Here is a 6,493-nt window from a genome sequence, read left to right as displayed (position 1 = left end):
TATTTATTTATCTGCGTAATCACTGTTTTTAGTCTGTTTCAAAACAGTAGATGTTTTATCTACATTACGCATTTTGAATACCAACATGACGAATCCCTCCTTCTTAATTACAAATTTTTAGCATCTAATTTAACTTCAATTTATAGTATAACACAACAAGATGATATGTTCAATATAAAAGTTATGGAATGAGTCTCATACTTCCAATTCGATGCCAGATTTAAAGGATATGACGAAGTGTTCTTCATAGACTGTAACGCTCTGGATTATCTTCCTTAGTAGCAAGCGATTAGCTTTCACAAAATCTTCTGTTTGTAGTTTTAAAAATTCATCAGGATTTTCTAACTCAACCTCAAAATATTTCATTTTACATTCCCTCATTTCATTTATTGATAAATTGAGTTTACAAAAAAGAGTGGACAATTTTTGTCTACTCTTAACCTTTAAAATAGTTTTTTTTAATCGATTTGAAGTTGCCTAAATTATTACTTATTCGGTAAAATGAAGTATTGCTTTCAACAGATTTCCTTCAACTACACTTCACTTGATTCAAACAAGGTGGGTACATTTCTATTCCCACAAACTCCTTGTCAATGGAAACAAACACGTACCCACAGGGTAAATGGAAATAGAAACTGATAATTTCTAGCTATCACTTCTACTCATTCCAAAAATTTTCTCACTCTGATACTTACCCACCATAAAGCAAAAAGCCTTGCAACAAAGGCTTTTCATTATCCCTTTCGTTCCAAGGTTTCTAGGCTTTTACGAGCAGTGCGACACACTCGACGTGATGCGTATTTGGGAGTTCAAAGGTCCAGTGGACCTTTGAAGCAGCTTGCCGGAAAACAGGTAAGCAAGCTGGACAACCTAAATGCGTTTTTCTAACAAACCGACTACTTCTATGTGATGCGTATTTGGAAATAAATCAGTCGGCTGTACCTTCGTCAATTTGTACCCCAATTCCTCATAAAGTTTAATATCACGCGCCATGGTTGCCACATTACAAGAGATATAGACGATTTTCACTGGTTTTACAGAAGTACTTGCTTTGATAAAACTTTCTGTTAAACCTTTTCGTGGTGGGTCGACAAAAATCACAGTCGGTTTGACTCCATCTGCCACCCATTTTTGCATAGCGGATTCAGCGCTATCACAGACATAGGTAACATTATCAATCCCATTTCGAGCAGCATTCTTCTGACTATCAAGGACAGCCTTTTCAACGACTTCTACACCGTAAACATGCTTAACTTGTTTTGCAAAGGAGAGACCAATTGTCCCAATACCTGAATAGGCATCAATCACGACATCATCTGCTGACAATTCTGCAAAGTCAATGGCGGTCTGATAGAGTTTTTCAGCCATTTCTGTGTTGACTTGATAGAAAGACGGTGCAGAAATTTCAAATTCATTGCCCAACATGGTATCTGTAATAGTTTCACTGCCATGCAACAGACGGAATTCTTGACCGAATATAGCATTGGTATTCTGGTCATTAATATTCTGAACGATAGAAACCAAATTTGGAAACTGGCTCGTCAAACGTTCAATAAGGGTTTCAACACGGAAAATCTTTGGTCTAGTTGTGACCAAAATCAGCATCAACTGACCTGAATAATGACCACGACGAACAACAATATTTCTCACAAGTCCTGTCTGTTCTTTCTCATCGTAAGGCTTCAAGTCTAATTTTCTCAAGAGGTCACGTGTCGCTAGAACCAAGGCATCAATTTCCTTATCTTGAATGTAAAAATCCTCAATCGGAACTAAATCATGTGAATTTTTTCGGAAAAATCCTGTTTCTAACTGCCCATTCACACGACGAACAGGAACAGCTGCCTTATTGCGATAAGCAAGAGGATTGTCCATTCCCAAAGTATCTGCTACTGCTATTTCTGGCAGACCTGCAATCTTACGTAGATTATTCTCAACTTGTTTTTTCTTAAAAGCTAGTTGGGCTGGATAATTCAAATGCCCCAAGTCAGCAATGCCTGTTCTTAGATAGGTCAAATCCAAGTCCTGATTACGGTCTGGCGAGAAGCTCTGCCATTGCTCCACCTTACCAAAACCAATATTTTTCTTAAGTTTTAAGATGCGCATGGAAATTTTCTCGCCTGGAAGAGCATTGTCTACAAAGAAGACAAAACCATCAATTTTTGCCACACCCTGCCCCTCATGTGTCAAATCTACAACTTCTACTTCGACAATATCGTTTTTCTTTAACATAATTCTACTTTCTATTTTTGGACCACTAAAAAAGTGACCGAAGTCACTTCTAGTATACCATATTTCTTAACGCAAGCCTAACTCAGCCAAGCGCTGCTGGTATTTTTCAAAATCAACACGAAGAGCCATACCACCATACATATCATAGTCGTCAATCCAGTCTCCATTTTCTGGGATTGTAACACGTTCGATACCATTTGCCGCATCCAATAGAAGGCCTGGTCCCTGTAGCCACATAAAGCTTTGTGGCACTGTTGTCGGAGTCATCGCCACAACCTTACCTATAGCTTCGGAGCCAGAGAATAGTTTCATTGGATTTTTAGCCTGTGTCATAACAGCAGATAACACTTCCTGTTGACGTCTTGTACGACCAAAATCACCTTCATCATCCGAACGATAGCGCGCGTAGTTAAGCAAGGTCTTACCATCCATCTGCTGTACACCGACCTGAATCGTTTGATAAGCAGGAGCATTTTCTTCCAGCTGTAAATCATTCGGCACTTCTACTGAGCTAACGACTTCACCATTAATAGTTGAAAACTGTGCATCAATCGTTACACCCTCAGGGAAAAGTGTATCAATCGTCGTCGCAAAGGTTGCAAAATCCACCATCGCATAGTACTTGATATCAATGTCAAAATTTTCTTTCAATACTTGACGTACAGCCTCTGCTCCCTGCTGATTATCCTGTTCTCCCAAAGTATAGGCAGTATTGAGTTTATATTCATATCCCTCAATATCCACCAAGGTATCCCGCATAAAGCTAACAAGTTTGATTTTGTTATCCGTGTTATTCACGTTTAGAACCATGATGGTATCCGTTCGAGTTTCACCTGAACTTTCGCCAACACGACCGTCTGTTCCCAAAATTAAAATATTTGTCCCATTCGATGTATCTACGCCGTTGAAGACCTCAGCTACTGGCTTCTCACTCACGCTATTCATACCTTTGAAAAAACTATAGCCCATCGCTACAATCACTAGCGCTATAGCAAGCAATACGAAACTAATAAAGCGCTTGAAACCACCCTTTTTACGAGCTTTTTTAGGTTTAGGTACTTTCGCTTTGGGCTCGATACGAGGAGACTGAAACCGTTGAGGTTTGGCTTGTCTTGTTTTTCTGGATCTACGTTCAGGATAGCGAGGCAACAGTTCCTCTTGCTCATCATCCTCTTCAAAATAATCTTCCTCGAAGTCATCTTCGTAAGCCGTTGGTGTGAAGCTACGGAGAGATTGCCTTGGACTTCCATGCCGTTCTCTCAGCTCTTTTTTATATAATAGATAATCCAACTCACGACTTTCTTTGTCATTTAAGTAGTGGATATTTTTTTGCAAATAATCTAACCTCAATTGTTCATGATGGGTTAGGATATTATTGTTTTTATTCATCTGTCTTCATCCTAGCTGGTCATATAGACCAGGTAATTCCCTAGTACTTTATAGGTTATGTCTAAACTAGTCAATTCTTTTTGAGAATAGGCTAATAATTCCTCAGACTGATTGTCCAGATCCAGTATGAAAAAATACTCACCCAAAGCCGTTTTCAGGGGTCGGCTTTCTATTTTTGTTAAGCTGATTCCTCTCCATGAGAAAACAGACATGGCCTTATACAAGGCTCCTGGCAGGTTATCTGGCAATGTCAGTGCAAGACTGACTTTTTTAGCTACTTGTTCCAGGGCAATAGACGGAGCCTTATCCCCCAAAATCCAAAAGCGTGTAAAATTCTCGCTGATTTCCTGAATGTCTTGCGCAATTACTTCCAGTCCATATTCAACTGCTGCCGCTTGCGGAGCAATTGCCGCGAATGGTTGTTCAGGGTGTTCTGCCACAAAGCGAGCAGCATAGGCTGTACTAGCTGTTATTTCAATACGAGCCTGAGGAAAATGTTCCTGAATATATTTCTTCCCCTGAGCAATTGCCTGCGGATGAGAATAGATAACCTCTACAGCCTTATCGGCACTCGTGGCTAACAGTTGTTGGGCAATCGGTTGAACAATCTCTGCAACCGCATGAATCTCCGCCTGATGAAAGAGATAGTCAATCGTTTCATGAACACTACCTTCAATCGAGTTCTCTACTGGAATAACGGAATAGGTAACTTCCCCCGTTTCGTAGGCCTTGATAACCTCTGTAATCATCTCAAAAGCCTGCAAATCCGCAGTCGGAAAGGCCTGCTGGGCCACTTGATGTGTAAAAGAACCACGAGGTCCTAGATAGGCTACTTGCATAAAATTTTCCTTGCTACTTGTTCTGGATTCAGCTTATCTGTATCGATTACAGTATCAGCTAAACCTTGATAGAGGGACATTCGCTCTTGATAGATGGTTTCAAATTCGTCCTTACTATGTTGCAAAAAGAGGGGACGTTTAGATTGTTTGTCCTGGCTAATTCGTCCATAGGCAACTTCAAACGATGCAGTCAATAAGACATTATTATCCTTATTTTCTTGCAACAACTGACGATTTTCCTCGGATTTGACCACCCCGCCACCTGTTGACACAAGGCAATCAGCAGGCAAGGTCAACAATTCTTTCAAGACTTCCGTTTCAACTTGACGAAAGGCTGCTTCACCTTCAAGACTGAAATAATCTGCGATGGACATGCCAATTCGTTCTTCAATGATTTGGTCCATATCGTAAACAGGTAAATCCAGCAAATGGGCTGTAGTGGTTTTTCCAACTCCCATAAATCCAAGTAAAACGATTGGCATAGTTTCTCCTAGTCTATCAAACTATTTAAGTGATCAAAGAAGGCTGGATAACTCGTGTTAATAGCTTCCGCTCTCTCCAACTCCACTTCTCCATCCTTGGCCAAAAGGGCCGCAATAGCTGTCATCATCCCGATACGGTGATCACCGAAGGTATTGACCGTCGCACCATGTAAGGCAGTCGGACCATGAATAATCATACCGTCTGCGGTCGGCTCAATGTTTGCTCCCATACTATTTAGGGCATCCGCCACCACCTGAATCCGGTCTGTTTCCTTGACCTTGAGTTCCTCAGCATCTCGAATCAATGTCGTGCCATTTGCTTGAGTCGCTAAAAGCGCAATAATCGGCAATTCATCAATCAAGCGTGGAATGAGGTCGCCAGCAATCTCTGTCCCTTGCAAGTCAGAAGTTTCCACCGTAATAGTAGCAGATTTTGCAAGTTCATCTATGTTAGAAAGAGTCATTTTACCGCCCATAGCTTTAATGACATCTAAAATACCAGTCCGAGTTTCATTGATTCCCACATTTTCAAGGACAATTTTTGAACCTGGTACGATTAAGCCAGCAACCAACCAAAAGGCAGCACTTGAAATATCTCCTGGAACTGTAATCTCTTGAGCAATAAACTCCTGACCACCTTGGATGCGGATTTCCTTGCCAGTGACTTTCAACTGTCCACCAAACTGGACAATCATATCTTCTGTATGGTTGCGAGTCAACTCTTTTTCTACGATGACCGACTCTCCCTCAGCCTGCAAGGCAGCAAAAATCAGAGCTGATTTTACTTGGGCAGAGGCTACAGGGAGTTGGTAGCGAATTGGTTTTAAATTCTTATTCCCTTTGATGGTCAACGGAGGTAGGTCACGTTCAGTTTGGCCAGAAATCTCTACTCCCATTTGACTGAGTGGAATAGTCACTCGGTCCATAGGACGTTTGGATAAGGAATCATCACCAAACATAGTCGCTTCAAAATCTTGACCTGCTAAAACGCCTGAAATCAAACGAATCGAGGTTCCAGAATTTCCCATATCCAAATCATTTTTGGGTGCTTGAAGACCATCAAAGCCAACACCGTGTACTTCAACAATGTCACCATTGTCTTCAATTTTCACACCCAAATCACGAAAGACCTGCATGGTTGACAAGACATCTTCTCCACGCAAAATATCGTGGACACGGGTAACACCTTTTGCAAGGGAACCAAAAATAATAGAACGATGACTGATTGATTTATCACCTGGGACACGAATCACACCCTGTAGTTTTTCTACGTTTTTTCTTAATTTCATACCCTTACCTCAAACTAGTATTACTTCCATTCTATCATATTTATTAAATATTTTCTGATTTTTATGACAATGGCCTGTAAAAAAATCAATTTCCATTACATTTTTATCCAAAGTGTATGAATCAAAAATCGTTAACCTATTGTAAGTAAAATTTCTCAAATTTTCTTTATATAAAATATTCAGAATTTACTTGAAAGTTCTATAATGAAGTTAGCCACCTTACCTTAGTCAAGAATTAGATGTTTCACTATGTTTGAGTAAGTTG

At 40.3% G+C, this 6,493-nt stretch carries 7 protein-coding genes; all 7 read right to left on the bottom strand.

Annotation, left to right across the window (positions count from 1 at the left end):
* Positions 1-3: 3 nt before the first annotated feature.
* Positions 4-87: a 23S rRNA methyltransferase attenuation leader peptide gene (locus SST62_RS01000000111485; RefSeq protein ID WP_013641314.1), complete on the bottom strand. Its 84-nt coding sequence runs from the start codon at positions 85-87 to the stop codon at positions 4-6.
* Positions 88-195: 108 nt separating this feature from the next.
* Positions 196-366, bottom strand: coding sequence for a hypothetical protein (locus SST62_RS0104785; RefSeq protein ID WP_002941306.1), 171 nt, complete (start codon positions 364-366; stop codon positions 196-198).
* 504 nt (positions 367-870) lie between these two features.
* A complete protein-coding gene (gene rlmD / locus SST62_RS0104780) occupies positions 871-2,229 on the bottom strand; it encodes a 23S rRNA (uracil(1939)-C(5))-methyltransferase RlmD (protein ID WP_029186498.1) in 1,359 nt (452 codons plus the stop codon).
* Between the two features lie 66 nt (positions 2,230-2,295).
* Complete coding sequence (locus SST62_RS0104775) at positions 2,296-3,618, bottom strand: LCP family protein (RefSeq protein ID WP_029186497.1); 1,323 nt, start codon at positions 3,616-3,618, stop codon at positions 2,296-2,298.
* 11 nt (positions 3,619-3,629) lie between these two features.
* The gene (gene pheA, locus SST62_RS0104770) at positions 3,630-4,457 is read right to left on the bottom strand and encodes a prephenate dehydratase (protein WP_029186496.1); all 828 of its coding nucleotides are present in this window, start codon (positions 4,455-4,457) and stop codon (positions 3,630-3,632) included.
* Positions 4,448-4,939 carry a shikimate kinase gene (locus tag SST62_RS0104765; RefSeq protein ID WP_029186495.1) on the bottom strand — a complete coding sequence of 164 codons (492 nt, stop codon included), beginning with the start codon at positions 4,937-4,939 and terminating at the stop codon, positions 4,448-4,450. The genes pheA and SST62_RS0104765 overlap by 10 nt, the downstream gene beginning before the upstream one ends.
* Before the next feature lie 8 nt (positions 4,940-4,947).
* Positions 4,948-6,228, bottom strand: a complete 1,281-nt coding sequence (gene aroA, locus SST62_RS0104760; RefSeq protein WP_029186494.1) for a 3-phosphoshikimate 1-carboxyvinyltransferase — start codon at positions 6,226-6,228, stop codon at positions 4,948-4,950.
* Between the last annotated feature and the right edge of the window lie 265 nt (positions 6,229-6,493).

Source organism: Streptococcus suis YS56 (assembly GCF_000440115.1).
In the GTDB taxonomy this organism is placed as follows: domain Bacteria; phylum Bacillota; class Bacilli; order Lactobacillales; family Streptococcaceae; genus Streptococcus; species Streptococcus suis_L.
Note: the sequence above shows the minus strand (reverse complement) of the source record. Positions and strands in the feature narration are given on the sequence as shown.

What these genes read in the sequence shown, in the direction of transcription:
- rlmD (WP_029186498.1), bottom strand. Translation starts at nt 2,229, where the DNA reads ATGTTAAAGAAAAACGATATTGTCGAAGTAGAAGTTGTAGATTTGACA.
- aroA (WP_029186494.1), bottom strand. Translation starts at nt 6,228, where the DNA reads ATGAAATTAAGAAAAAACGTAGAAAAACTACAGGGTGTGATTCGTGTC.
- SST62_RS0104775 (WP_029186497.1), bottom strand. Translation starts at nt 3,618, where the DNA reads ATGAATAAAAACAATAATATCCTAACCCATCATGAACAATTGAGGTTA.
- SST62_RS0104765 (WP_029186495.1), bottom strand. Translation starts at nt 4,939, where the DNA reads ATGCCAATCGTTTTACTTGGATTTATGGGAGTTGGAAAAACCACTACA.
- SST62_RS01000000111485 (WP_013641314.1), bottom strand. Translation starts at nt 87, where the DNA reads ATGTTGGTATTCAAAATGCGTAATGTAGATAAAACATCTACTGTTTTG.
- pheA (WP_029186496.1), bottom strand. Translation starts at nt 4,457, where the DNA reads ATGCAAGTAGCCTATCTAGGACCTCGTGGTTCTTTTACACATCAAGTG.
- SST62_RS0104785 (WP_002941306.1), bottom strand. Translation starts at nt 366, where the DNA reads ATGAAATATTTTGAGGTTGAGTTAGAAAATCCTGATGAATTTTTAAAA.